Origin of the sequence: Pedobacter ginsengisoli (genome assembly GCF_002736205.1) — a bacterium.
GTDB classification, from domain to species: Bacteria; Bacteroidota; Bacteroidia; order Sphingobacteriales; family Sphingobacteriaceae; genus Pedobacter; species Pedobacter ginsengisoli_A.
In genome coordinates this window covers 682,091-707,160 of the sequence record NZ_CP024091.1, presented here as the reverse complement: position 1 = coordinate 707,160, position 25,070 = coordinate 682,091, and the positions used below count along the sequence as shown (strand labels likewise).

Below are 25,070 nucleotides of genomic sequence, written 5' to 3'. Positions count from 1 at the left end.
AATAATCTTATTATTGCCCAATAAATTATACGCTCATGAATGTGATAAAATCTATTCTATTCGGATTGCTTTTAGTAGCGAATCTGTATTCTAACGCACAAGAAAAAGAAGCCAAACCAAAGACATTTAAATATGGTAAAGTTGACCTTAAGGAATTTGAGACTAAGGTTAATGGTGCAGACTCTGCCGCCGCCGCAGTAGCTTTATTTGATGTTGGAAGGGGCTGGTTTGAATTTAGCCCCAAAACAGGCAATTTCATTTATGTTTTTGAACGTCATACCCGATACAAAATCATAAACAAAACCGGCTATGACTATGCAAACCTTGAAATTCAACTCTATAAACAGAATGGCGGAAAGGAAAATCTTGATTACGTTGATGGCGCAACTTATAACCTTGAAGCAGGGAAAATTGTTGCCAGCAAATTAAATAAAGTATCGAAATTTTCTGAAAAACAAGATAAGAACTATACGCTGGAAAAGTTTGCGTTGCCTAATGTAAAAGAAGGATCAATAGTTGAATTTAAATATAAAATCAAATCAGACTTTATATTTACCCTGAGATCATGGCGGTTTCAGAAAGAAATTCCAACGTTATATTCGGAGTACGAAATCAGGATTCCAGAATATTACAAATACAAAATTACAGGTGGAGGGTATCTGTTTATAAATCCAAAAGAGGAGATAGTTAATGAAACCTTTGTATCGTCGTCTGGTAATTTAAATACTAATTCTTTAAAACTACATTATCAGGTTGAAAATGTTCCGGGTTTAAAGAAAGAGAATTTTATTACAACCATGGAAGATTACGTAAGTAAAGTTGGTTTTGAATTGAGTTCAATAACAGTTCCTGGCCAAGTTTATCGTGATGTTACCTCTACATGGCCAAAAATTGTTAAAGCGCTTAAAGACGAGGAGAACTTTGGTTTATTTATAAATAGAAAAAGCTATAGTAAAACAATACTGCACGATATAATCAAAACCAATACCGATCAGGACACTATAGTTCAGTTAGTTTTTAACTATGTGAAAAATAACATCAAATTTAATGGTGAATCTAACCTGTATACTTCTGAAACAAACCCTAAAAACATATTTGAGAAGAAAAGCGGAAACTCTGCAGATATAAATTTGTGCTTACTTACTTTATTATCGGAGGCTAAAGTTAATGCCTTCCCTATTTTATTAAGTACAAGATCAAATGGTGCCCACCCTGGTTTTCCTATGCTAACCAAATTTAACAATGTGATTGTTGGTGTTCAGATTGGCGAAAAAGTGGTCATTTTAGATGCTACCGACAAAAATCATAAACCTGATATGATTGCTTTTGATAATCTGTGCCATGAGGGACTAAAGGTAAGTCTTACTGATGAAACAGCCGAGTGGGTTTCGCTTGAAGACCCAACAATTAGCAGAAAAAGTGTTAGCTACTTTATTACTCTTGACGGTGAGAATAAACTTACGGGTAAAATGTTTTTAAATACTACCAATTATGATGCGTATAACAGAAGAAATACCTATCAGTCTGCTTCGAATGAAGATGATTTCCTTAAAAGTTATAAAAGCGAAAAACCAGGTTTAGGTATCAAAAATTATAAAATCGAAAATCTCGCTAACCTCAATGAAGCTCTTATTGAAACTATGGATGTTAATATTGAGGACAATGTGGAAGAGGCAGGAAATTTGATTTATTTTACTCCACTTCTTTACGAAAGAACCAAGGAGAATCCATTTAAATTGGAAGAGAGAAACTTCCCCGTAGATTTTGGTTACCCAACAGAAGAGACAGTAAGGGTTACAATTGATTACCCTAAAGAATACCAGGTTGATAAAGCTCCGAAGAATGAAAAAATTGTATTGCCTGAGGAATCTGCATCTTTTACTTTTCTATATGCCTGTGAGCCTGGCAAAATGGTGATTAGCAGTAAGATATTATTTAAAAAATCCACCTATTCTCCTGAAGAATATCATTACATCAAAGAATTGTTTAAAAATATAGTAAGAAAGCAGTCTGAACAGATTGTACTTAAAAAGGGCTAAAGATGAGAACACTAATGTTTTTTATTATTAGCTTGTTTTTTATTAAAGAAGCTGAGGCGCAAGGTGCTTATGATGTAAGTAAAATTCCTGCTGATTTACTTAAGGATGCCTCGACTGTGGTTAGATATGAGAGTCAGACTTATGAGGTAAAGAATCCTGGGAATGCGGTTTACAATTATAAAATTGCCGTAACATTGTTAAATAAGAGTGCTGAAGGCGCATCGAACATGTATGAATTTTATGATAAATTTTCTAGTGTTTATAATTTAAAGGCCGCCTTATATGACAGTAAGGGCAACAAGGTTAAAGAATACAAAGGGAGTGATTTTAAAGACAGAAGTGCAGTTTCGAACGGTTCAATATATGAAGACAGTAGGGTTAAATTCCTTGAATTTTTATACACAAACTATCCTTACACCATTGAATACAGCTACAGTACTGATTATAGCGGAATACGTTTTTATCCCTCATGGAAACCTGTAAGTACCTGGGGATCTGCAATAGAGAAATCGGAATATACTTTTACAATTCCCGAAACTATGACTTTCAAATACCTGAAAAGTACAGGCCTTAAAACTGATTCTTTAAAGGTAAAAGATAAGATGCAATACAGATGGAGCTGTGAGCATGTTAAAGCCCTTGAATATGAGCCAATGAGTGCTGGCATTGCCAATGTAAGCCCCTGGGTAACTTTGGCGCCAAATCAGTTTGAATATGATAACTCTAAAGCAAATATTGAAAACTGGGTAAGTTTAGGAGCCTGGCTTTATGGCCTAAATAATGGAGCGCAGGTATTGCCTGAATCTGTAAAAGTAAAAGTTCAAAGCCTGATTAAAGGTATGGCTTCTCCTAAAGACAAAATAAGGGTGCTATATAATTATCTTCAATCTAACACCAGATATGTGGGCGTGCAACTAGGGATTGGTGGCTATAAGCCTATTGCCGCTGATAAAGTAGCAGCAGTAAACTATGGAGACTGTAAGGCTTTGTCTAATTACATGAAAGCACTATTACTGGAAGCCGGAATAAAATCGAACCTTGTGGTAATAGGAAATGATATGCCTTCGCTGAATAAAAAATTTGCAAGTCTAAACCAGGCAAATCATATGATACTTTGTGTTCCACTTGAAAAAGATACCACATGGCTGGAGTGTACAAGCCAATTTGTACCTGCCGGTTATATAGGTAATGACAATTCGGACAGAACGGTATTATTGGTTACTGAAGCTGGTGGAAAATTAGCTCAAACGCCATACTACAGTCCGGTCAATAATTATCAGAAACGTGTAACCAAGGTTAATCTTGATGAGGAGGGCGCTGCTAATATTAATATTGAAACTCAATATGGATTTGCTCAGTTTGAAGATAATTTGAGAATGACATTAATAGAGCCTACTGAGCAGCGAAAACGCTTAATGAACTCGCTAAGTATACCAAATATGCAGATCAGTTCATTTAGCTTTAATCAGCCGGATAAAGGGGCTGCAATACTTAATGAAAAAGTAGACCTCACAGCTTCTCAAATTTTAACTAAAGGAGGAGATAAGCTGTTTGTGACTTTAAATATGACCAACAGGCAAGAGAACACGGTTACCCCTATTGAAAACCGGAAGACGTATTTTAATGTTAAGTATGGTTATTCTGATGAAGATGAAATTATTTATAATATTCCAAAAGGCTATAAAGTTGAATTTATGCCTAAAGATATTGTGATTGAATCGGAATTTGGTAAGTATACTGCCAAGGTGGTACAAAAAGATAACAATCTTATTTATAGCCGTACAAAGACTATTAATAACAAAAAATACCCCCCAGAGAAATACAATGATTATGTAGCCTTTTCAAAAAAGATTTATCAGGCAGATAAGCAAAAAGGTATTCTTGCTAAAATTGAATAAGGCTGTATTAATACAGCCTTATTTTTATTTCTTACCCACAATAACTTTGGTAAAGTTATCGGTGTTTAAGTATTTACCAGCAAGGTCTTTCAATTCTTGCGAAGTTATGGTTTTTACAGTTTTGATGTAGTTTTCGTAATAGTTATGATCAAGTCCTGAGAAATAAACATTCTTAAACTTATCGGCATGAGAAAATGCATTTTCTAAACTACCTAACATTGAACCCAACATGTAATTGCGCACCAGATCTAATTCCTGATTGGCAACTAATTCTGTTTTTAATAGATCAATTTCTTTTTCGATCTCGGTAAGGGCATTATTGCATACCTCCGTACCTACTTCGGTTGCAATAAAGAAGTATCCTGCATCTCTTAACGAAACAACGGCTGAGCCGATACCGTAAGTATAGCCTTTATCTTCACGAATATTGGCCATTAATCTTGATCCAAAATAACCGCCTAGCAAACAGTTTAATACCTGAAATCCGGGGAAATCATGATGATTTCTGCTAATGCTCAAAGCACCCATTCTGATGGCAGATTGAATGGCTTCTGGTCTTTCAATTAAAATTTCGCCCTTAGGGCTTGCTTCGAAAGTAAATTTATTGATAACTGAAGCTTCGGTATTTTGCCACTGATTTCCAAAAACATTATTTAAAATAGCAAACTCATTTTCTTCGAATTTTCCGGCAACTATTACTGTACAATTCTCGGGTTTATATGCTGCTTTGAAATAGTTAATCAGATCATCTCTTTTTAGTGCATTATAATCTTCAGCTTCAATATTTGACCCATAAGGAGTATTGCCAAAAATTGAGTTTGCGAATTGTCTTCGGGCCAGGAAATCATTTTTTTGAAGATTTACCTGTAATGATTGCTTCTGGTTCTGAACAAAAATTGCAAGTTCCTGCTCTGGGAAAATACTTTCATTTAAGATTGATCTTAAAATAGGCAATACCAAAGACAAGTGTTTGTTGAGGGTATATAGTTTTACACTAGATTGGTCTGCACCATATTCAGTTTGTAAAAACGCACCGTAATAATCTACTTTGTCTGCAATTTCTTTAGCACTAAGTTTATCAGTACCATTGTTTATTAAGTGACTAACACCTACAGCCTGTAATGGTTTTGAGGCATCCCAGTTTACATTCTCGAAAATAAACTCTATCCTTACCAGTTCCTGTTTACCTGCATTAATGGTAAAAACAGGTATGCCATTGTCAAGATGTTGGGTTAATGGCTCTAAAAATTTGATCTCATTAACCTGTAATGATTCCGGGGCTAGTGTACGATTAAGCATCTTTGGCGTTTAAATAATATAAAGTTGAACATTGCTCTTTTACAAAGGTATTTTTGGCTGCTTTAAGAATGTGTTGAGGGGTAACGGCTAAATACTTATCTATTTCGGTATTGAGGCCCTCTGCATCACCCAACAACTCATAGTAGGCAAGATTCATAGCTTTATCTAAAAGACTCATTTCTGCAAATACCATAATAGATTCTGATTTGTTTTTCACCTTTGTAATTTCCTCTTCAGTTACTTCATGCTGAGTAAGTTTTGTCAGCTCGGCCCATATTGAAGCCTCTGCAGCTTCAATAGTTACACCCTGAACAAGCTTTCCTTCAATAACAAATAGCCCTTCGTCTATACTACTAGTAACATATGCATGTATATCACTAAATAATTGCTGTTCTTTTAACAAACTATTGTACAACCTTGATGATTGCCCTTGTGAAAGGATATCAGACATCAGGTCGAAACTCTGATACTCAGAATCTAGTCTTGCAGGCATTTTAAAAGCCATATAAATAGCATTTAAAGGAACATCGGCCTTAACCGTTTCTTTACGTTCTTCTGTTTGCAACGGCTCTTGAGGAAGGTTTCTGTTATATTTATCACCTGCAGGGATTGGCGCAAACCATTTCTCGGCAAGGATCTTAACATCTTCGGTTTTAACATTACCACCCACTACCATAATTGCATTTTGAGGGTTATAATGCTTTTTGAAAAACGCCTTAACATCTTCCATTTTTGCGTCTTCAATCTGTTTTAGGTCCTGTCCTATAGTTGCCCATTGGTAAGGGTGTTTTTTATAAGCCAATGGCCTTAATTTTAACCATACATCGCCGTATGGCTGATTCAGATAACGTTGTTTAAACTCTTCGCAAACTACATTTCGTTGTGTTTCTAAACTTTTTTCTGAAAAGGCAAGACTTAACATCCTATCACTTTCAAGCCAAAAAGCAGTTTCCAGGTTTACAGCCGGAAGAGTGATGTAATAGTTAGTAATATCGTTACTGGTGAAAGCATTATTTTCTCCCCCCACTCTTTGCAAAGGCTCATCGTAACTAGGGATATTTATAGAACCACCAAACATAAGGTGTTCAAATAAATGTGCAAAACCAGTTCTGTCTTGCTCCTCATCACGTGCGCCAACATCGTAAAGGATATTTAATACCGCCATTGGCGTTGTATCATCTTCGTGCACAAGCACGCGAAGTCCGTTTGGTAATGTAAAACGATTAAAGTCTACCATAGATTAAAAATAATTCTGGCAAACTTAGATAAAAGTGAGTTAGCATTTGTGAACCCTGTTAAAAATATTGCACTGTATTGAAAATATAAGCATCAATTTTATCTAAGTTTGTGGAATGAATACTGCCGAATTACTACAAAGGGCCTTACAGTTCGACTTTTTAACAAAGGAAGAGGGTGTTTTTTTATACAATAATGCTGCTACAGCTGAGTTAGCTTATGTTGCTAATGAATTGAGAAAGAAACAAGTACCTAGTGGTAAGGTTACCTGGCAGATAGACAGAAATGTAAATACTACTAACGTATGTATTGCAAATTGCAAGTTCTGTAACTTTTTTAGAAGACCAGGACATGATGAAAGCTACATAACTGATATAGAAACCTATAAAGTAAAGATTGAAGAAACTTTCAGGTTAGGTGGAGATCAGTTGTTATTACAGGGTGGACATCATCCGGATTTGGGCTTAAAATTTTATGCTGATCTGTTTAAACAATTAAAAGAGCTGTATCCCGATTTAAAACTGCATGCTTTAGGCCCACCAGAAATTGCCCATGTTGCAAAACTTGAAGGCATTTCTCATACAGAAGTTTTAAAAGCACTTAAAGAAGCCGGTATGGATTCGTTACCTGGCGCAGGTGCAGAAATATTAAATGACCGGGTTAGAAGGTTAATATCAAAAGGAAAGTGCGGTGGACAGGAATGGCTTGATGTAATGCGTGCTGCCCATCAGCTTGATATTACTACTTCTGCAACTATGATGTTTGGGCATGTTGAAACTATTGAAGAGCGCTTTGAACATTTAGTTTGGATAAGAGAAGTTCAAAGTGAAAAGCCTGCTGATGCTAAAGGGTTTCTGGCATTTATTCCATGGCCTTTTCAGGATGATGGTACATTGTTAAAACGCCTTAGGGGTATTAGTAATAATGTTTCTGGTGATGAGTATATAAGAATGCTTGCACTGAGCAGAATTATGTTGCCTAATGTGAAAAACATACAAGCTTCGTGGTTAACCGTTGGGAAAAGCGTTGCGGAACTATGTTTACACGCTGGCGCAAACGATTTTGGCTCTATTATGATTGAAGAAAACGTGGTTTCGGCAGCAGGCGCTCCTCATCGTTTTACAGCTAAAGGTATACAGGATGCGATTAGAGAAGCTGGTTTTGAACCTCAGTTACGAGGCCAGCAGTATAATTACCGTGATTTGCCAGAACATCTGGAAGAACAAGTGATTAACTACTAAGATCTTATTGTAAATAAAAAAGGAAGAAGACTTTCGTCTCCTTCCCTATCTTAAACTTAAACAACTCTTTTAAGTGTTAATTGGGATTTAAGCTATTTAATGAACAAACCTGCAATTGTTAGAACATCTGCTTTTGCTAGTGGTTCGTCGAATGATTCAACCGCTGCTGCTTTTGAAACTCCTGTTGCAATACCGGTAATGGTTACTCCAGCTTGAACATCGAGATCCTCGCCTTTATAAACAGGATCCACCTGAGGAACACCCGAATCGTTTGCACCACCACCTGCACCAAGACTAATCCATGGTTTAACTGCAACACCTCCACCAGCCGGTGCAGCACGCATAGAACGTATATGCGCAGCATGACGTGCCTCAACAGAATGGATCTGTAATGCGGTTGTTAATACAGCATTGCCCTTTAGTACAGTGGCCTGACCTTTGTAAGCCCTTACCCCAGTATCTTCAAATGCCTGTGCAACCGCCAAAAATGTTTTATAGTCTGAATATACTGTAGGGAAAGTACCTTTTGCTGTAAAGTCAAAATCAGCATAGGCCAATGCAGGTCTTGCCGCAGCGCCCAATGCTCCTTTAAGCAAATTTACGTGAGCCAATTCGTGATCGCGGATAGTAGTTATTGCACCATGCGCAGGTGTTCCCTCTGTAAGTAAACCGGGTGCGGCCAAAAGTGAATGGTTATAAAAGTGATACTCTAGGTATTCAAGTGTCAATGCGAAATTTAAAACTTCAACTACCGCAGTTGGTGTACTTTGTCCGTAAGCTTTTGTAAACATAGATCCTAAAGCTAAAGGCATTGCTGCCAAAGCCACTTTTTTACCCATGTTATAAAAATCCTTCATTGCAGATCTTCTCGGATTTAATCTCTCATAGATCTCACCGTCTACTTTTTCTATTTCTTCTAATATATTTACAATATTCATGTTTTCTAAAGTTTTAGGTTATAGGTTAGTTACAGTAATTTTAGTTTTAATGTATTTTCCTGCTGCTGCAAGAACTACATCAGGTGTTAAGGCTTTATCTAATCCATTTGCATCTACTTGCGGACTGGAAGCAAAAGTTCCATTTGAAATCAGATCGCGTACATATGCCGCATGACGTGCTTCAACAGAAACAATTTTACCTGCCGCAACCAAGTAAGCATCTGTTGTTAAACGCACACCTGCACCATTATAAGCACCAACACCTAAATCTTCAAAAGCCATTGCTGCACCTAAAACGCTTGCTCTATCTGTGAAATTTATACTTGAAAAGTCAACTTCTAAACTTCCTATTGCTGCTGCACCTAAAGCTTTCTTAAAAAACTCTCTATGTGCAATTTCATGATATTGTATATCCTGAAAATACTGCTTTTCGGCGGGGGAAAAACCTGATGGTGGGTTTGATGCAACCTGAATATAAAAAGCTGCTTCTAACTGCTCTAAAGCATAAGCATAATTCAATACACCAAAGTCATCTTTAAAATTTAGTGTTACACCACCAGGAACCATAGGATCATGTCTGTCTTTTTTACAGCCTGCAGCTATTAATGCTACAGTTGCTGCACCCGCTCCTGCAAATTGCAGAAAAGAACGGCGTTGCAATGGGGCTGTAAAAATACTCCTTTCTGCTGGGAGCAATTCTTGCTTTTCTTGTTCTTGTAAATTTTTCATAGTTCTTAAGTTTGAGTTCCTTTATTTAATGGTTCTATTGAAGCCGAAGGCTCCGGATTGATTACTGTTTTAGTTGTTGCTTATATTTGCACTTACGAAAGAAAAATGAGTTCGGTTTTCGGTGTTTGAAAGAAATATTCTTCAATCGTTCATTTTTTTAATAAATTCACCATACATAAAATATATTACTGTGCTGAATGCTATTATTGTAGACGATGAAGAGTTTGCCCGTTCCTCCTTATATTTTTTATTGCAGGAGAACTGTGAGAATATCCATATATCTGGCATAGCAAAATCTGTTGGGGAAGCCCGCAACCTGCTTGCTCACAATACAATTGATCTTATTTTCCTGGATATTGCCATGCCTGGTGAGAATGGTTTTGATTTAATACCTCAGATAGAATCTTCCAAAACGCATGTGATTTTTACTACTGCTTACGATCAATATGCATTAAAGGCAATTAAGGCAAATGCACTGGATTATTTGCTTAAGCCTATAGATATTGATGAACTTAAGGAGGCCGTTAATAAGGCGACCAAGTATATTGCCCTTAGCAAAACAGAACACAATAAAAATGAAGGATTGCAAAATCTGGCTGTGAATCTTTCTGAGAAAAATGAAACACGAAAAATTAGCTTACCTAACGGACAGGGATATAGTTTGGTAAGTATTGACGACATTGTTCATATCGAAGCTGATAGTAATTACTCTGTTTTCCATTTAGTAAACAAGGATAAAATCACTGTCTCGAAAGTTTTGAAGGAGTATGAAGAGATTCTTCCTGCCCATCAGTTTATTAGGGTTCATAAATCGAGCATAGTAAATCTGAATTACTTAAGAGAGTACAATTCTAAAAATGGATTGGAGCTGATACTAAAAACTGGCGATAAAATTGCGGTTTCCAGAAGGCGTGCAAGTGATTTTATGGAAAAGGTTAAATCATATACCAATTTTGATAGTGATAAATAAAATAAAGAATTGGCCAATAAGCAGCATTACACTAATTGTTTTATTACTTCTTAGCTTAAACGGCTATTCTCAAAGCACTTACCTTCAGCATTTTGGAACCAAAGATGGGCTTCCAAGCAATAACTGCTTTTATACACTCCAAGATTCAAAGGGATATATTTGGGTAGCTACCGATGCAGGGGTTAGCAGATTTGACGGAAAAGTATTTGAAAATTACTCTGTGGATGATGGCTTACCTGACAATCAAATTTTACAAATAAAAGAAGATAGAACTGGCAAAATATGGTTTTTAGCATTAAATGGACAATTAAGCTATTTTTTTAATGGCAAGTTCTTTAATGAAACTAACAATAAACTGCTTAAATTACTAAGATTTAATGCCGTTATTGTTTCCTTTTTTGAGGATAGCAAAGGCAAAATCTGGTTTGGTACCAACAAAAATGTTTTGGTGACCTGGGATGGAAAGTCTATAATGAAATATATCTCGGCCAATGGTAACCGCCAATTTATAAATAGCTTTGTTCATGAAGATAAATCGGGGAAGATCTGGGTATTCAGTAATCGTTCTGTTAGAACTTTTAATGGTTCGGAGTTTACTGTAATTCCTCATAAAACACTTCTAATAAACTATAAGTCGGGATTAAACATGCCTGATAGAACATTTGCTTTTCTTGATAAAAACGGACTTAATATTCAAAATGGAAGAGCTCAGCATTTCCAATTAAAAATAGATCCATCATTACTAAACAATGATCCCGGCTTTTTTTATTTAGATGAGAACAAAGATGTATGGATAAGCAACGCTTCAGGAATATATTTTATTGACCATTCCGGAAAAATAACTACCTATCTGAGTAATATATCATCGAGTCAGGTAATAAAGGATTTTAAAGGAAATATGTGGTTTACCACAAATAATGGAATTTACATGCTTCCTAAAAACGAAGAACGACTTTACATTGTAGATCAAAGTAACGGGCTAAGCAGTAACCTTATAAAAAGTGTTATCAAAGACAATAAAAATCGTTTCTGGCTTGGAGTAGATGAGGGTAACATTAACATTATTGATCCCTCTGATCTTTCTGTTAATAAGGTTTCATTGCCTGATAAAAAGACATACAATATTATTAAACAGCTTAGCTTAGACACTGCAAATGAAGCCATATACTTTGCTTCGGAATATGGGTTAGGCCGAATAAGCAATATTTATGCAATCAACAGAAAAATAGATTACCTGCGCGAGGCAACAAACTCGATGTTTGTAATTAAGAGTTTTAGTGTAGCAAAAGATAAAAGTTTGGCGCTAGCCTTATCATCTGGTGTGGTTATAGTGCCCTACAAAGATGACAAATATGAATTTAGCTCATTGTACTTTAAACAGGGAACTGATTTTTTCAATAATAGAGCATATTGTGTGTTTTTTGACAAGAGCCAAAACTTATGGTTCTCTAATATCAACGGTTTATCAGAACTTTCTAATGGTTCATTATATAGTTATTTTGAAAAAAGCAGTCTTTTAACAAGAAGGATTAATGATATAAAGGAATTGAGTAATGATACACTTGTTCTGGCAACTGATGGATATGGGCTTATTTTCATTAAGAATAGAAAAGTAATAAAGGTAATTACCCAGAGGGACGGACTTGCAGATAATATTTGTAAAAGACTTTTTGTAAAAGGTAATGATGTATGGGTAATTACCAACAATGGCATTAATAAGGTTTCTTTAAATGACCAAAAAACGCAGGTAGAAACCTTCGAATTTACAAATGCTTTGCTTAAGGATGATGTTAATTCATTATATATTGATGATGATTATGCCTATTTTGCTACTAACAATGGTTTGGTATATTTTTCGATAAACAAGATTAAGACCATTAATGAGCCACCTAAAGTATTTGTATCTTCTATTATTAATAATAAAATAAAGCTTGGGATAAACGCAGCAAATCATACGCTCGATCCATCCGACAATAATATTTCATTTTACTACAGTGCTATTGATTTTCAGAACAGAAATATTGTTTACCGATACCGTTTAAAATCGGATGCAAACTGGACGGAAACGAAAAACAGGCGTCTTGAATTTTCTTCGCTGGAACCCGGCGATTATGTATTTGAAATAAGTGCAAAAACTAATAATAGTGATTGGAGTAGCCCAACTAAGGTTAACTTTATTCTAAAAAGTCATTTCTGGCAAACACCATGGTTCCTTATAATTACATTTCTGCTTGCATGTTTTATTTTTTATAAAGTAGCGGTTTTTGTAACTAAAAGACGTAAAAATAAAGAGCAAGAGCAATTGCTATTGAAAAACAAGATCCTGATGCTGGAGCAGCGAGCCTTACAGGCAATGATGAATCCTCATTTTGTATTTAATGTAATGAATTCTATACAACATTATATAAATACAAAGGACACCACTTCAGCTAATAAAATATTAACCGGTTTTGCCAGACTTATTAGAAAGAATCTGGAGATTTGTACAAAAAGCTTCATAACGCTGGAAGAGGAAATTGAATATCTGGAGCTTTACCTTAGCCTGGAAAAGAAAAGATTTGGAGGTAAATTAAACTATACGATCACACTTAACAAAGCTATTGATAAGGAAGAAACCCTGATTCCTTCTATGTTGCTTCAGCCGTATATAGAAAATGCCATATGGCATGGGATAATGCCTAAGGAAGAAGGTGGCAAAATAGATATACATATAGATTTAAGAGGTAATGAGCACTTGCTGATTCAGATTATTGATGATGGTATTGGTATTGACAATTCTTTGAGAGATAAAAAAGGTCATCACGTAAGTAAGGGTATGGACTTAACACGTGAACGTATTAATCTATTAAATCGGGTTGAAGTAAATCCAATACAGATGGACATAAAACAGAACGGTAATTCGGGCACATTTGTATCAATTGCTATCCCCTTAAAGTGGTAAAATACCGTTTACTCAATTTTTTATACCACTTACTAATTAAAAATTAATCGTCTTAAAATTTGCTTTAAACTTGTTATAGATATTAAAACAAACAGAGTTTGTAAAAAGCGTTCTTATAGAATTGATCAAAGATATTTTACCTAACCTAAAACTATATCTCAATTCAGGTTTCATTTGTGTGTTAAAAAATGGTAAAGTTCATAGCTTTACCATTTTTTTTTTGCCCTAAACTTTTTTAAAAAAAATTCGTCGCAGAATTTCTAATTATATTACTTTTGAGATACAGAAAAACTTTAAAAAACATCGTTCTTTTGATTTAAAAAGATTTTTTGTAAATTTAACTCATAAATAAAAACCTTAGGGAATTATATTTTTTGTAATGAAAACTCCAAAGAAACCAATTAAGAAAAGTCCATTAGTGGATCCAGAAGATGAGATGGAAGATTCGCAAGACGAAACTACTACTAAGAAAAAGTATGATGATGATGATGATGATGACTTTGATATGCCATTAGATGATCTGGATACTTTTGATAATTTTGGTTCGGACGATGACGATGACGACTACTAGTATCTAAAAATATAATAGTTTATGAGCATCCCTTTGGGATGCTTTTTATTTTACCCCCAATCATCAAGCATGACAATTGTACCTGTATCTAACAAACAAACCAGTAAAGATTTTTTAGAAGTTGCCCGTTTTATTTATAAAAACGATAAAAATTGGATTTGTCCGCTAGACCAGGATATAAATACAATATTTAACCCTAACAAAAACCCTTTCTTTAAACACGGAAAATGCCAGAGATGGCTACTAAAGAATAATGAGGGGGAACCAATAGGAAGGGTAGCTGCTTTTATAAATGAGAAAAAAGCTTTTCAATACGATCAACCCACTGGTGGAATGGGTTTTTTTGAATGTATTAATGATAAAGAGGCCGCTTTTAAATTATTCGACACCGCAAAGTTATGGCTTGCAGAAAATGGCATGGAAGCCATGGATGGTCCTATAAACTTTGGCGAGAATGATTCGTTCTGGGGATTGTTGGTTGAGGGCTTTACACCACCTTCTTTTGGGATGAATTACAACCACCCCTATTATCATAATTTCTTTATGGAATATGGATTTGAGAAGGAATACGAGCAGATAACCAATCATCTTGCAGTAAGAAATCCATTTCCTGAACGCTTTACAAAAATTGCCAATTGGGTTGCGGGTAAACCAGGATATACATTTGAACATTTTTCTAAAAAGAATGCTGAAAAATATGTTCTTGATCTTATGGAAATCTATAATGACGGATGGAAAGACTTTGAAAATTTTGTCCCGATAAAAAAGGAAACATTATTGGAAAGCTTTAAAATGATGGAAACTATAATGGACGAAAAACTTATCTGGTTTGCTTACGTTAATGGGGAACCGGCTTCTTTTGTAGTTATCATACCAGATGCAAACCAGATGATTAAAGGCTTTAATGGTAAGCTGGGCTTAATTGAAAAGCTAAAGTTTGTTTACAAACGCTGGGTTGGCGTAAACAGAATGCGGGCTATTGTAATGGGTACAAAACAAGCCTATCAGAAACATGGATTAGAATCTGCTCTTTTTATAAAATTAAAGGAGTATGTGTTACCACTGAATCAGTATGATGAATTGGAATTATCGTGGGTGGGCGATTTTAACGATAAGATGTTGTCAATTCATCAGGCAACAGGTGCCACTTTTGGAAAGCGACACCTGACTATGCGTAAAATTTTCTCTTAGTATTTTATTTCTCGCGAATTTCTTCGTAGAGATCAATTACCTTTTTCTGAAGCTTAATTATCTCTTCTTCTCTCTGAGAAAGTTTATCTTTTAAGCTATTGATTTCTTCAAAATTAAGAGATTGAGGATTTTCACCCTCTTTCGAAATAATATCCATAGTAGAAACTTCGAATAGATTAGCGATTTGCGCTAATCTCGATATGTTTATATCAGTAATGCCAGTTTCGATTTTTGAAAATGCAGGGATGGAAATATTTAGACGTTTTGCTACTTCACCTTGACTCCAGCCATTTTTTTGGCGTAGCTGTCTAATGTTTTTACCAATGATATTCATATTTAAGATTTAGGTGTACTATTGTTGTTTGTTCTTTTTAGGATACGGTATTCAACTCACGTGCCAATTTCGTAAGATCTAGTCCACCAAAATTTCCTGAACTCATTAATAACAAGTTAGTACGGTAAAAATTTATGCTTTGCAGGTAACTTTCCAATAAAGCAAAATCATTAAAAAACTGCAAATTATCATCGTTAAACGCCATTTGGACTTGTTCTTTTGTAAAAGGTTGCATTTTCTTATGCTCAAATGTTTTTTCATCAATGTAAACAATTGCAACATCTGCATTACACATAGTATTTGCATATTGAGTAAGAAAATCTTTATTTAAACTGCTAAACGTATGCAACTCTATACAGGCAACTAATTTTCGTGTAGCAAACTGAGTTTTCACAGCATCGATTGTTGCTTTTAACTTTGACGGAGAATGAGCAAAGTCTTTATAAACATTTGTCTCGTTTGAACTATTTAAAAGCTCTAATCTTTTGGCTGCACCAGTAAAGGAAGCGATCGCTACATTAAACTCTTCTTCAGAGATAGCTAATTGCTGGCATACTAGTCTGGCTGCGTTAAGATTCATCAAATTATGATCGCCAAATATTTTTAATGCAGTTTCACCCGGCAATAAGTAAGTTACTCCGTCTCTGACCTCATGATCAGGAATTTCATATCCAATCTTTTCAACTGGGGCATTAGAATTTTCGACTATTGCATTAAGATCATTGTCTTTCTTACAGAATATTAATTTTCCATCTGGTTGAATTGTATCTATAAAAAGATCAAACTGTCTGGTATAGTCCTGGTAAGTAGGAAAGACATTAATATGATCCCATGCTATTCCACTAATTACGGCTATGTTTGCCTTATATAGGTGAAATTTCGGTCTCCGATCAATAGGTGATGCTAAATACTCATCTCCTTCAATAACAATAATAGGCGCTGAATCTGTTACTTTAACCATAGTATCAAAACCAGCTAACTGAGCTCCTACTAAATAATCAAAATCTTTCTTATAATAGTTAAGTACATGAAGTATCATTGAGGTAATGGTTGTTTTACCATGGCTACCTCCTATTACTACACGAAGTTTATCCTTAGTTTGCTCATAAATGTATTCAGGATAAGAATATATCCTTAATCCTAATTTCTGGGCTTTTAACAATTCAGGGTTATCAACAAGAGCGTGCATACCCAGGATAACTGCATCCAGGTTTTCGGTGATATTATCTTCATTCCAACCCATAGATTTCGGCAATATCCCATGCTTATCCAATCTGCTACTTGAGGGTTCAAAAATAACATCGTCAGACCCGGTAACCTGATACCCTTTTCTATGTAATGCAATGGCAAGGTTGTGCATAGCACTGCCGCCTATAGCAATAAAATGTATACGCATTATTTTTATTTTTTAAAATGAGCAGCCACCCATTCACCAATCTTTTTATGACTCACATAATTGATACCAAATTCTTTGCATGTTTCAGATATCATTTCAAGATCCGGAGATTCATAAAATCCACTAAAGAAAATACTCCCATTTTCTTTTAATACTTCAGCATATCTTGAAATCTGATCAATAAGGATATTCCTGTTTATGTTTGCAAGAATAATATCAAATGAGGTTTCCGGAATACTCTCTTTACCGCCGCAAAGCGCTGCTATGTTGGAAATATTATTTAGCGAAGAATTTTCTAGTGTGCTTTCGTAGCAAACATCATCGTTATCTATCGCAGTTAGCATTTTAGCTCCTCTTTTGGAAGCTAAAATGGCTAATATTCCTGTTCCACAGCCCATATCTAATATGATCTTGCCTTCAATATCTGCAGATAATATATATTGCATCATCATAGTTGTAGTTTGATGATGCCCGGTACCAAAGGCCATTTTTGGATCAATAACTATCTCATACTGATACTGAGGTTGTGGCTGATGAAAAGTAGCTCTTATATAGCATTGATCATCAATGATTAATGGTTCAAAATTCTTTTCCCATTCTTCATTCCAGTTTTCTGCTGCAATTTCGGAAACACTATAACTATACTTAAGTTCACCTTCAAACTGAATCATAACTTCTTTTAAAGCCTCTTCATTGTAATTATCAAGATCAACAAATGCGTCGAATCCATCAGCGGTATCCTCAAAAGTGTTATAGCCAATATTTGCCAATTCATCTATCAGCAAATCCTTTTGATATTCCTGAACCTCAGTGAAGCTAAAAGTAACCTGTATGTATTGCATTAAGAATTGAAAGTTTTAACGATATCTACAAAGTCTCTTGATTTTAATGAAGCACCACCTATTAAACCACCATCAATGTCATTTTGAGCAAACAATTCTGCGGCATTTTTAGGATTGCAGCTACCTCCGTAAAGAATAGTTGTATTATCGGCAATTGCGGCATCGTATTTTGCAGAAATCTCTTTACGGATAAAAGCATGAACTTCCTGAGCCTGCTCAGACGATGCTGTTAAGCCGGTTCCTATAGCCCAAACAGGCTCGTAAGCAATAACAACTTTAGAAAAATCCTGAGTACTTAATCCAAATATTCCGTTTTCTAACTGGGATTTCAAAACTTCGAAATAGCTGCCGTCATTTCTTTCGTCAAGAGTTTCACCGATACAGAAAATAGGAGTTAAATCATTTTGTAATACTGCAACTGTTTTTTGGGCAAGCAATTGATCAGTTTCACCAAAATATTGGCGTCTCTCTGAGTGACCAACTATTACATAGCCACAACCAACTGATTTTATCATTTTAGCAGAAATTTCACCTGTATAAGCACCACTTTCTTTCTCGTGGCAATTCTCGGCACCAATACCTACCACATCACCACCCAGTTTGGCTAAACTATTCAAATGAATATATGGAGCACAGATAACAGCTAACTGATTGCCCTTTTTTTCATCTTTAACCATGTTAACAATTTCTGAAAACAATGATATGCCTTCAGCATAATCCAAGTTCATTTTCCAGTTTCCGGCTACTATTTTTTTTCTCATAATCTCTAATTAAAAATGTCTGTAGGTCTTTGTATCTTCAAAAACCTGGGTTAAAATATCTTGTTCTATTGTATTAAATTCTAAGTTCCTACGTTCATAAACCTTAACGGCGGTTTCAAACATTTTATTTAAGCTATAAACTTCAAAGCCCTGTGCCCCGCCCCAGGCGAAATCAGGAATAAAATTTCTGGGGAAACCTGGTCCAAAAATATTAGCACTTACACCAGCCACAGTACCGGTATTAAACATAGTATTAATACCGCATTTAGCATGATCGGCCATAATTAAACCACAAAACTGCAAACCTGTTTTACGAAAGTTTTCTTTTTCATAATCCCATAACCTTACCTCAGCATAATTATTTTTGAGGTTAGAGTTGTTACTATCAGCACCGATATTGCACCACTGCCCCATAACTGCATTACCCAGGTACCCTTCGTGTCCTTTTGATGAATAACCCCAGATAACAGCATTGTTAATTTCCCCACCAACCCTGCTATAAGGTCCAATGGTAGTTTGCCCGTAGATTTTTGCTCCCATCTTAATTTGAGAATCATGGCATAAAGCAAAAGATCCTCTTATGTGACAGCCTTCCCAAACCGACGCATTATTTCCAAGATAAATGGGGCCATTTAAACTGTTAAATGATGAGCATTCGGCTGAAGCTCCTTCCTCTGCAAAAATATTATCGCCAATAAAAGTATTTGTATTACTTAAAGCAACGGAGCTCCTTCCTTTTGTAAGTAAGGTAAAATCTTTTCTAAGTTCAATATCATTGAACCTAAAGATATCTTCCGGAACAGAGACCCTGATAAAATCTCCGGGATATGGAATAGCCTGGAGCTTAGCGGTGATATGGATATCCAAATCACCAGTATTTGTTTTATATGCAATTATAAGGTCGTCCTTCTTTAAACACTGCCCGTCTTTTAGATTGGTTATGGCTTCCAACAACTGTTCATCAGGACATATTGATCCATTGATAAATAGTTCAGCACCGGATAACAGACGAAATTTTTGGGCCAGATAGGTTATTGTTAAGAATCCGGATTCGGCACCTAAATGCTTTTCCCACTTTTGAGCGATAGTTAAAATCCCTATTCGGAGATCAGCAACTGGCCGTGTGAAAGATAGTGGCCGGAGGGATGTCCATGCACTATCATCAAATAAGTTGATCATCATAAGCCACAAAAATAAAAAAAGTCCCGAAGCAACAGCATCGGGACTTTAAAATAATTTTTTATTTTGGTATAATTACTTTTTAGCGTAACGAGTTTTGAATTTATCGATACGACCAGCAGTATCAACCAATTTCATTTTACCAGTATAAAAAGGGTGAGAAGTATGAGAAATCTCCAATTTATATAGAGGATATTCGTTACCATCTTCCCATTGAATAGTCTCTTTAGTATCTACACAAGATTTGGTTAAAAAAGAATACTCGTTAGACATATCTTTAAATACTACAAATCTATAGTTTGATGGATGCAGATCTTTTTTCATATTGTTATATACTTATGTGTCGCTTATTTTTAAGGATGCAAATATCGTGATTTTATTTTTTAGAAACAAATAAGTGTTGAAAAATTATCTACTATACTTTTTACGTGTTTCTATTTTCTCCTTTTGCCTTGCAATATAGGCATCAGCGATCACCTCTGCAGATGGCAGTTCGGAGTTACTAATTAACAGCTTTTTTAATTTAACCTCATCAACGTCAGTACGGTATAGTATATTCATCATCTTTGAAATATCGTTATCAAGTAAATATGCAAATGCTTCTACCAACCGTTCCCTTATTAAAGCTTCAGTAGTTAATTCATCTATTTCAAAATCCTTACTTATAATACTATAAAGTGGAGCCAGCTGATCCATTACTATATTTTTTCCTGACATAACTCAACCAAAACTCCATTAGTACCCTTTGGATGCACAAAGCAGACCAATTTGTTATCAGCTCCCTGTTTAGGTAGCTCATTAAGTAACACAAAACCTTCGTGCTTTAATCTTTTCATTTCCAATTCAATATTATCTACCTCAAAGGCTATATGATGTATGCCCTCTCCCTTTCTTTCGAGAAATTTAGCTATTGGGCTATCTTGTGAGGTAGCAGCAAGTAACTCAATCTTATTTACTCCGGTTTTAAAAAAAGCGGTATTTACACCTTCAGATTTTACTTCTTCCTTTTTATAACACGAAGTTCCCAGTAACTTTTCGTACAGACTACAAGAGACATCAAGATCTTTTACGGCAACACCAATATGCTCAATCTGCTTCATAAACCATTTAATGAGTTAAATAAATGTAAAAATGCAAGTTTTAACTATACCATCATAGGTATTAATTATAATTGTTGGTAATCTTTTTTCGTATCTTTGCTTATTAATAAGAATAAACAAAAACGATGGAACTTCCTATTTACTTAGATAATAATGCCACTACCCCACTAGATCCCAGGGTTTTAGAAGCAATGCTACCTTATTTCACTAACAAGTTTGGTAACGCTGCCAGCCGTAATCATGCCTTTGGGTGGGTTGCTGAAGAAGCTGTTGATTACTCACGTGAACAAGTAGCCAAATTAATTGGCTGTACAGAAAAAGAAATCATTTTTACTTCGGGTGCTACAGAGGCCGACAATCTTGGAATAAAAGGTGTTTTTGAGATGTATCAGGATAAGGGTAATCATATCATTACTGCTACAACTGAACACAAAGCTGTATTAGATACTTGTAAACATCTGGAAAAATCTGGTGCAAAGGTTACTTATCTTAAGGTTAAAGAAGATGGCCTTATTGATCTTCAGGAACTTGAAGCAGCAATGACTGATCAAACGATTCTTGTAACCATTATGTATGGAAACAATGAAATAGGCGTTGTTCAACCAATAAAAGAAATATCTGCAATTGCTCATAAATATGGCGCATTATTTATGACAGATGCTACCCAGGCAGTTGGTAAAATCCCTGTTGATGTAAATGCTGATGGCATTGATCTTATGGCATTTTCTGCTCACAAAATGTATGGTCCTAAGGGAGTAGGTGTACTTTACGTACGTCGTAAAAATCCAAGGGTTAAGGTTACCGCACAAATGGATGGCGGCGGCCACGAACGTGGTATGCGTTCGGGTACATTGAACGTACCTGGTATTGTTGGTCTTGGTAAAGCTTGTGAACTTTGTCGTTTAGAGATGGATAGTGAAGCTAAACGCTTATCTGGTTTAAGAGATAAACTTGAATCCTCATTAGCTCAAATGGAAGAAAGTTATGTAAATGGTAACGTTGAACACCGCTTACCTCATGTTGCCAACATTTCATTCAAATATGTTGAAGGTGAGGGTTTAATGATGGCTATGAAAGACCTTGCCGTTTCATCTGGCTCTGCTTGTACTTCAGCGTCTTTAGAACCATCTTATGTTTTAAAAAGCCTGGGATTGTCGGATGATCTTGCTCACTCTTCTATCCGTTTTGGATTAGGTCGTTTTACAACAGAAGAAGAAATTGACTATGCAATAGAAAACACCAAAAAAGCAGTGAACCACCTTAGAGACCTTTCTCCACTTTGGGAAATGTTTAAAGATGGTATTGACTTAAGTAAAATTGAGTGGGCTGAACACTAATGATAAGTATGATTTTGGATTTACGAATTACGATTTCAATCTAAAGTCAAAATATAAAAGATAAAATTTAAAAGGTTTTGGAGATCGTAAATCTGAAATCATAAATCAAGAATAAGATGGCATATTCAGAAAAAGTAATGGAACACTATACCAACCCTAGAAATGTTGGTACTTTAGATAAAGATAGTAAATCGGTTGGAACAGGCCTTGTTGGTGCACCTGAGTGCGGCGACGTTATGCGTTTACAAATTGAGGTTGATGATAACAACGTAATCACAGATGCTAAATTCAAAACATTTGGATGTGGATCTGCAATTGCATCATCTTCACTTGCAACTGAATGGTTAAAAGGGAAAACTGTTGATGAGGCATTAGCAATTGACAATATGGATATTGTTGAAGAATTAGCGCTACCTCCGGTAAAAATCCACTGTTCAGTATTAGCTGAGGATGCTATTAAATCAGCAATTAACGATTATCGCGTTAAAAACGGGATGGAACCATTTGAGTTAGCTAAATCTCATCACTAAGTAGTGTATGGAGTACTGCAATCAGCAGAATTACTTTATACTAACTGCTAAATATTATTAAAATGATTACAATAACAGAGAAAGCAAAGAATAAAATTGATCACCTTATGCAAGATGGGCATATGGATAACAGCTATTTCTTGCGCGTTTCAGTTAAAGGTGGTGGCTGTTCAGGATTATCATATAATCTGGACTTTGATAACGAAGAACAAAAAGGAGATCAGTTTTTTGAGGACAAGGGTATTAAAATAGCCCTGGATATGAAGTCCTTCTTATATCTGGCTGGTACTGAACTTGATTTTTCTGATGGTTTAAATGGAAAAGGCTTTAATTTTAACAACCCAAATGCCAGTCGTTCTTGTGGTTGCGGAGAGAGTTTTTCTGTTTAACATACATTTCACTATATTTGTAGAGGGCGCTTTTAGCGCCCTTTTTTATTATCAAAATGTGCCTTGCAATGCTGGTTGCATTTTTAAAAGGAAAAGTTTATCATTGCTTTAACAAGCTAACCAATCATACAATATGGTATCATTCAACGAGTCTTCTACAGTTCCCAGTTTACTGCGAAATGTAGTTGAAAATATTCACAAACCGGAAGAGACCTTTCTTATAGACAAAAAGAGTTCAGAATGGGAAGAAATATCGTTCAAAGAAACTCTTGACAATGCAGATGCGGTTTCATTGTTCTTTTTAAATAAAGGAATAAAAAAAGGTGACAGAATGGGACTAATGATAGAGAACTCACCAGAATATGTTTATTATGATCAGGGAATACAACAGATTGGAGCTATCAATACATCAATATATCCTACCCTTTCTGAACATGAAGTAGAATATATCATTAATGATTCTGGTATCAAAGCTATCTTAGTTGGGAATACCTTCCTTTATAAAAAAATTCTTAAAATTTCTGGTAACTGCAGACAACTAAACTACATAATCCCTGCTTTTGCAGAATACACAAAAGTTACTGTTCCGGAAGATTTTAATGCGGAAATTATTAGCTTTGAAGAAGTACTTAATGCCAAAAAAAACCTTACAGCTGACAAACTAACGGAGATACAAGAGATAAGGAACTCGCTAACCCCTTCAGATATATCAGCATTGATTTACACCTCTGGAACTACCGGCACCCCTAAGGGAGTGATGCTTTCACACAGCAATTTTGTTGAGAATGTAAAAGTTTGCCTGCAACAGATTCCTGTTATTGATGAAACTGAAACCTTCTTATCTTTTTTGCCATTATCACATGTTTTTGAACGTACTGCAACTTACCATGTTTGCTGTGCTCAGGGATGCAAAATTGCCTTTGCTCAAAGTTTAGAGCTCCTGGCAAAAAATATGGGCGAAATAAAACCCACAGTAATGAATTGTGTTCCAAGGCTATTAGAAAGGATTCACGATAAAGCGATAAAAAGTGGGACAGCCGGCGACGGACTAAAGTCTAAAATTTTTCTTTGGGCACTTGAAACAGGGAAAAATTATCGTCACGAAAAAGAAAAAGGAAAAACTCCCGGTATATTTCTTTCTATGAAACGCTCAATCGCCGAGAAACTTGTTTTCAGCAAAATAAAAGAGAAAACAGGGGGCAGATTAAAATTTATGATTTCGGGCGGAGCAGCCTTACCTAAAAATGTTGGCGAATTCTTTGGAAACCTTGACATAAAAATACTTGAAGGATTTGGATTAACGGAGACTTCGCCAGTTATGTCGGTAACTGAATACCACCGACAGGTGTATGGAACAGTTGGACGCGTAATTCCAGGCATTGAAATTGGAATTCAGGATGTTGAAACCAAAGAAATGATTAATATCCAAACACATGAATCTTTTGATCCAAATTTTGAGTGTGCTGAAGGAGAAATTATAGTTAGAGGCCATTGTGTTATGCAGGGCTATTTTAACAAGCCAGCTGAAACCGCTGAAGCTATTGACAAACACAATTGGTTCCATACAGGTGATATTGGGAGATTTTACAAAGGGAATTTACAAATTACAGATCGATTAAAAAACATGATCGTAAATGCTTATGGGAAAAATGTTTATCCTACTCCTGTAGAGAATATATACCTTAAAAGCCTTAAAATAGATCAGCTATTTTTAATTGGGGACAAAAGAGAATACCTTACTGCTATCATTATTCCCAACAAAGAAAATCTTCAAGAAAGATTTAAACTTCCTGAATCATTTTTTCAAAAGCCTGAGCCATTTATTATAGAAAAAGAAATTATAGATTGGATAGGACAGGATATTAAAAAACTTTCTGGAGAACTTGCAAAATTCGAACGAATCAAGAATTTTAAAGTTAAGCGTAATCCTTTTAGTATTGAAGAGGGTGAAATAACACCAACTTTAAAAGCTAAAAGAAAAGTTCTTGAAAAAAAATATGCAGAAACTATTAACCAGATGTATAATGAGTCTGTTGATGCAGATTAATATACTTTCAACACCTAATTTGTTTTGCAGTGAATATTCCTATTTAATACAAGTAAAAAAATGCTGCAAATACCTATTTTTGCATAATTTCAAAATACAATA

General features: G+C 35.3%; 23 protein-coding genes. 11 read left to right on the top strand and 12 right to left on the bottom strand.

What is annotated here, in order from left to right; all coding sequences use genetic code 11:
* Window positions 1-35 precede the first annotated feature (35 nt).
* Window positions 36-2,039, top strand: coding sequence for a DUF3857 domain-containing protein (locus tag CPT03_RS02895; RefSeq protein WP_099437429.1), 2,004 nt, complete (start codon window positions 36-38; stop codon window positions 2,037-2,039).
* 2 nt (window positions 2,040-2,041) lie between these two features.
* Window positions 2,042-3,937, top strand: coding sequence for a DUF3857 domain-containing protein (locus CPT03_RS02890; protein ID WP_099437428.1), 1,896 nt, complete (start codon window positions 2,042-2,044; stop codon window positions 3,935-3,937).
* A 24-nt stretch (window positions 3,938-3,961) separates the two neighbouring features.
* Here CPT03_RS02890 and CPT03_RS02885 read toward each other — a convergent pair whose 3' ends face one another.
* A complete protein-coding gene (locus tag CPT03_RS02885; protein ID WP_099437427.1) occupies window positions 3,962-5,236 on the bottom strand; it encodes a M16 family metallopeptidase in 1,275 nt (424 codons plus the stop codon).
* Complete coding sequence (locus CPT03_RS02880; RefSeq protein WP_099437426.1) at window positions 5,229-6,473, bottom strand: M16 family metallopeptidase; 1,245 nt, start codon at window positions 6,471-6,473, stop codon at window positions 5,229-5,231. Before CPT03_RS02880 ends, CPT03_RS02885 begins: the two co-directional genes overlap by 8 nt.
* Window positions 6,474-6,588: 115 nt before the next feature.
* Between CPT03_RS02880 and mqnC the strand changes: the two genes are divergently transcribed.
* On the top strand, window positions 6,589-7,713 hold the full coding sequence (gene mqnC, locus CPT03_RS02875; RefSeq protein WP_068889664.1) for a cyclic dehypoxanthinyl futalosine synthase: 1,125 nt from the start codon (window positions 6,589-6,591) through the stop codon (window positions 7,711-7,713).
* A gap of 92 nt (window positions 7,714-7,805) precedes the next feature.
* Here mqnC and CPT03_RS02870 read toward each other — a convergent pair whose 3' ends face one another.
* On the bottom strand, window positions 7,806-8,651 hold the full coding sequence (locus CPT03_RS02870; protein WP_099437425.1) for a ferritin-like domain-containing protein: 846 nt from the start codon (window positions 8,649-8,651) through the stop codon (window positions 7,806-7,808).
* A gap of 18 nt (window positions 8,652-8,669) precedes the next feature.
* A complete protein-coding gene (locus tag CPT03_RS02865; protein WP_099437424.1) occupies window positions 8,670-9,380 on the bottom strand; it encodes a ferritin-like domain-containing protein in 711 nt (236 codons plus the stop codon).
* Window positions 9,381-9,570: 190 nt separating this feature from the next.
* Here CPT03_RS02865 and CPT03_RS02860 point away from each other — a divergent pair, with 190 nt between their 5' ends.
* The 4 genes from CPT03_RS02860 (at window position 9,571) to CPT03_RS02845 (ending at window position 15,053) form a co-directional block, all read left to right on the top strand.
* A complete protein-coding gene (locus tag CPT03_RS02860; protein ID WP_099440989.1) occupies window positions 9,571-10,350 on the top strand; it encodes a LytR/AlgR family response regulator transcription factor in 780 nt (259 codons plus the stop codon).
* A complete protein-coding gene (locus tag CPT03_RS02855; protein WP_245869956.1) occupies window positions 10,340-13,291 on the top strand; it encodes a two-component regulator propeller domain-containing protein in 2,952 nt (983 codons plus the stop codon). Before CPT03_RS02860 ends, CPT03_RS02855 begins: the two co-directional genes overlap by 11 nt.
* Before the next feature lie 436 nt (window positions 13,292-13,727).
* On the top strand, window positions 13,728-13,862 hold the full coding sequence (locus CPT03_RS23225) for a hypothetical protein (protein ID WP_262497712.1): 135 nt from the start codon (window positions 13,728-13,730) through the stop codon (window positions 13,860-13,862).
* A 69-nt stretch (window positions 13,863-13,931) separates the two neighbouring features.
* Window positions 13,932-15,053, top strand: a complete 1,122-nt coding sequence (locus CPT03_RS02845; RefSeq protein WP_099437422.1) for an N-acetyltransferase — start codon at window positions 13,932-13,934, stop codon at window positions 15,051-15,053.
* Window positions 15,054-15,057: 4 nt separating this feature from the next.
* Here the strand turns inward: CPT03_RS02845 and CPT03_RS02840 are convergent, their stop codons facing one another.
* The 8 genes from CPT03_RS02840 to mce all read right to left on the bottom strand — a co-directional run bounded on the left by CPT03_RS02840 (window position 15,058) and on the right by mce (window position 20,665).
* A complete protein-coding gene (locus CPT03_RS02840; protein WP_048906616.1) occupies window positions 15,058-15,387 on the bottom strand; it encodes a helix-turn-helix domain-containing protein in 330 nt (109 codons plus the stop codon).
* Between the two features lie 37 nt (window positions 15,388-15,424).
* Entirely contained in the window at window positions 15,425-16,783 is a 1,359-nt protein-coding gene (locus CPT03_RS02835) for a UDP-N-acetylmuramate--L-alanine ligase (protein WP_099437421.1), read from the bottom strand.
* A 5-nt stretch (window positions 16,784-16,788) separates the two neighbouring features.
* Window positions 16,789-17,625, bottom strand: a complete 837-nt coding sequence (gene prmA / locus CPT03_RS02830) for a 50S ribosomal protein L11 methyltransferase (RefSeq protein WP_099437420.1) — start codon at window positions 17,623-17,625, stop codon at window positions 16,789-16,791.
* Complete coding sequence (gene tpiA / locus CPT03_RS02825; RefSeq protein ID WP_099437419.1) at window positions 17,625-18,386, bottom strand: triose-phosphate isomerase; 762 nt, start codon at window positions 18,384-18,386, stop codon at window positions 17,625-17,627. Before tpiA ends, prmA begins: the two co-directional genes overlap by 1 nt.
* Window positions 18,387-18,395: 9 nt before the next feature.
* Entirely contained in the window at window positions 18,396-19,568 is a 1,173-nt protein-coding gene (locus tag CPT03_RS02820; protein ID WP_099437418.1) for a putative sugar nucleotidyl transferase, read from the bottom strand.
* 72 nt (window positions 19,569-19,640) lie between these two features.
* Window positions 19,641-19,889 (bottom strand): type B 50S ribosomal protein L31, encoded by a 249-nt coding sequence (locus CPT03_RS02815; protein ID WP_099437417.1) that lies wholly within the window; start codon window positions 19,887-19,889, stop codon window positions 19,641-19,643.
* An 84-nt stretch (window positions 19,890-19,973) separates the two neighbouring features.
* Complete coding sequence (locus CPT03_RS02810) at window positions 19,974-20,282, bottom strand: hypothetical protein (RefSeq protein WP_245869955.1); 309 nt, start codon at window positions 20,280-20,282, stop codon at window positions 19,974-19,976.
* Window positions 20,264-20,665, bottom strand: coding sequence for a methylmalonyl-CoA epimerase (gene mce / locus CPT03_RS02805; RefSeq protein ID WP_099437416.1), 402 nt, complete (start codon window positions 20,663-20,665; stop codon window positions 20,264-20,266). The genes CPT03_RS02810 and mce overlap by 19 nt, the downstream gene beginning before the upstream one ends.
* A gap of 125 nt (window positions 20,666-20,790) precedes the next feature.
* Here mce and CPT03_RS02800 point away from each other — a divergent pair, with 125 nt between their 5' ends.
* From CPT03_RS02800 to CPT03_RS02785, 4 genes are all read left to right on the top strand, one after another.
* Window positions 20,791-22,002, top strand: a complete 1,212-nt coding sequence (locus CPT03_RS02800; RefSeq protein WP_099437415.1) for an IscS subfamily cysteine desulfurase — start codon at window positions 20,791-20,793, stop codon at window positions 22,000-22,002.
* A 116-nt stretch (window positions 22,003-22,118) separates the two neighbouring features.
* Window positions 22,119-22,532 (top strand): Fe-S cluster assembly scaffold IscU, encoded by a 414-nt coding sequence (gene iscU / locus CPT03_RS02795; protein ID WP_099437414.1) that lies wholly within the window; start codon window positions 22,119-22,121, stop codon window positions 22,530-22,532.
* A 62-nt stretch (window positions 22,533-22,594) separates the two neighbouring features.
* Window positions 22,595-22,921 carry a HesB/IscA family protein gene (locus CPT03_RS02790; protein ID WP_099437413.1) on the top strand — a complete coding sequence of 109 codons (327 nt, stop codon included), beginning with the start codon at window positions 22,595-22,597 and terminating at the stop codon, window positions 22,919-22,921.
* A 133-nt stretch (window positions 22,922-23,054) separates the two neighbouring features.
* Entirely contained in the window at window positions 23,055-24,968 is a 1,914-nt protein-coding gene (locus CPT03_RS02785) for an AMP-dependent synthetase/ligase (RefSeq protein WP_099437412.1), read from the top strand.
* The last annotated feature ends 102 nt before the right edge of the window (window positions 24,969-25,070 follow it).

What these genes read in the sequence shown, in the direction of transcription:
- CPT03_RS02895 (WP_099437429.1), top strand. Translation starts at nt 36, where the DNA reads ATGAATGTGATAAAATCTATTCTATTCGGATTGCTTTTAGTAGCGAAT.
- CPT03_RS02890 (WP_099437428.1), top strand. Translation starts at nt 2,042, where the DNA reads ATGAGAACACTAATGTTTTTTATTATTAGCTTGTTTTTTATTAAAGAA.
- CPT03_RS02885 (WP_099437427.1), bottom strand. Translation starts at nt 5,236, where the DNA reads ATGCTTAATCGTACACTAGCCCCGGAATCATTACAGGTTAATGAGATC.
- CPT03_RS02880 (WP_099437426.1), bottom strand. Translation starts at nt 6,473, where the DNA reads ATGGTAGACTTTAATCGTTTTACATTACCAAACGGACTTCGCGTGCTT.
- mqnC (WP_068889664.1), top strand. Translation starts at nt 6,589, where the DNA reads ATGAATACTGCCGAATTACTACAAAGGGCCTTACAGTTCGACTTTTTA.
- CPT03_RS02870 (WP_099437425.1), bottom strand. Translation starts at nt 8,651, where the DNA reads ATGAATATTGTAAATATATTAGAAGAAATAGAAAAAGTAGACGGTGAG.
- CPT03_RS02865 (WP_099437424.1), bottom strand. Translation starts at nt 9,380, where the DNA reads ATGAAAAATTTACAAGAACAAGAAAAGCAAGAATTGCTCCCAGCAGAA.
- CPT03_RS23225 (WP_262497712.1), top strand. Translation starts at nt 13,728, where the DNA reads ATGGAAGATTCGCAAGACGAAACTACTACTAAGAAAAAGTATGATGAT.
- CPT03_RS02845 (WP_099437422.1), top strand. Translation starts at nt 13,932, where the DNA reads ATGACAATTGTACCTGTATCTAACAAACAAACCAGTAAAGATTTTTTA.
- CPT03_RS02840 (WP_048906616.1), bottom strand. Translation starts at nt 15,387, where the DNA reads ATGAATATCATTGGTAAAAACATTAGACAGCTACGCCAAAAAAATGGC.
- CPT03_RS02835 (WP_099437421.1), bottom strand. Translation starts at nt 16,783, where the DNA reads ATGCGTATACATTTTATTGCTATAGGCGGCAGTGCTATGCACAACCTT.
- prmA (WP_099437420.1), bottom strand. Translation starts at nt 17,625, where the DNA reads ATGCAATACATACAGGTTACTTTTAGCTTCACTGAGGTTCAGGAATAT.
- tpiA (WP_099437419.1), bottom strand. Translation starts at nt 18,386, where the DNA reads ATGAGAAAAAAAATAGTAGCCGGAAACTGGAAAATGAACTTGGATTAT.
- CPT03_RS02820 (WP_099437418.1), bottom strand. Translation starts at nt 19,568, where the DNA reads ATGATGATCAACTTATTTGATGATAGTGCATGGACATCCCTCCGGCCA.
- CPT03_RS02815 (WP_099437417.1), bottom strand. Translation starts at nt 19,889, where the DNA reads ATGAAAAAAGATCTGCATCCATCAAACTATAGATTTGTAGTATTTAAA.
- CPT03_RS02810 (WP_245869955.1), bottom strand. Translation starts at nt 20,282, where the DNA reads ATGTCAGGAAAAAATATAGTAATGGATCAGCTGGCTCCACTTTATAGT.
- mce (WP_099437416.1), bottom strand. Translation starts at nt 20,665, where the DNA reads ATGAAGCAGATTGAGCATATTGGTGTTGCCGTAAAAGATCTTGATGTC.
- CPT03_RS02800 (WP_099437415.1), top strand. Translation starts at nt 20,791, where the DNA reads ATGGAACTTCCTATTTACTTAGATAATAATGCCACTACCCCACTAGAT.
- iscU (WP_099437414.1), top strand. Translation starts at nt 22,119, where the DNA reads ATGGCATATTCAGAAAAAGTAATGGAACACTATACCAACCCTAGAAAT.
- CPT03_RS02790 (WP_099437413.1), top strand. Translation starts at nt 22,595, where the DNA reads ATGATTACAATAACAGAGAAAGCAAAGAATAAAATTGATCACCTTATG.
- CPT03_RS02785 (WP_099437412.1), top strand. Translation starts at nt 23,055, where the DNA reads ATGGTATCATTCAACGAGTCTTCTACAGTTCCCAGTTTACTGCGAAAT.